Origin of the sequence: Arcobacter sp. CECT 8989 (assembly GCF_004116715.1) — a bacterium.
Classification (GTDB): Bacteria; Campylobacterota; Campylobacteria; order Campylobacterales; family Arcobacteraceae; genus Halarcobacter.
Genome location: NZ_PDKE01000141.1, coordinates 1 through 382, shown reverse-complemented (window position 1 = coordinate 382; position 382 = coordinate 1). Strand labels below are relative to the sequence as shown.

Below are 382 nucleotides of genomic sequence, written 5' to 3'. Positions count from 1 at the left end.
GTAAATGATTTAAATAGATACAAAATAATGTCTGGAAGTATAGTTCCACGACCAATAGCATGGATAGTAACAGAAGATAATGGAGTTTTAAATGCTGCACCATTTTCTTATTTTATTCCAATTTCTACAAATCCAGCTCTTGTAATTGTTGCTATTGGAAGAAAAGAGAATGAAAGTCCAAAAGATACTTTAGCAAACATATTAAAAACAAAAAAAGCAACAATTTGTTTCCCAAATAAAGACAATGTAGATCAAGTTCAAAAATGTGCTACTCAATTACCAAAAGATGAGAGTGAAATAGAAAAATATGAAATAGAAGTAAAAAAAGAATTAGAAGATTATCCTCCTATGATTTGTTCTACTCAAACTGCACTTTTTTGTG

Annotated in this window: 1 protein-coding gene; it reads left to right on the top strand. The window is 28.8% G+C overall.

Annotated features, from left to right (window positions below):
• Positions 1–382: flavin reductase family protein (locus tag CRV02_RS14745; RefSeq protein ID WP_164969044.1), on the top strand; the 382-nt coding region annotated here is incomplete at both ends.